Genomic DNA, 364 nt, shown 5'->3' on the forward strand with positions numbered 1-364 from the left:
GCCTGACCGCAACGCAGATGAACGGACTGACGTCCACGACGCTGCAGGCGCTCTCGACCGATCAGCTCAAGGCGTTTGGCAAGACCCAGCTGGGCAGCCTGACGTCGGCAACCCTGACCAACCTTGGAACCGCAAGCCTGCAGTCCCTTGGCTCGGCTCAGGTCGCTGAACTCTCGGCGACGGCACTGACCAGCAGCACGTTGACGGCTCTGTCGACCGCCCAGCTCACGGAACTCAGCTCCACTCAGGTCAGCGCTTTGGGGACTGCGGCCCTCAATGCTCTTACCACGGCCGAAGTGCGCAGCTTGGGAACCAGCCAGCTGGCAGGCCTGACCGCAACGCAGATGAACGGACTGACGTCCAC

Annotated in this window: 1 protein-coding gene; it reads left to right on the forward strand. The window is 64.0% G+C overall.

Annotation, left to right across the window (positions count from 1 at the left end):
- Nucleotides 1-364: hypothetical protein (locus GSQ79_RS16140; protein ID WP_210253111.1), on the forward strand; the 364-nt coding region annotated here is incomplete at both ends.

Source organism: Beijerinckia sp. L45, from assembly GCF_009765775.1.
Classification (GTDB): Bacteria; Pseudomonadota; Alphaproteobacteria; order Rhizobiales; family Beijerinckiaceae; genus RH-AL1.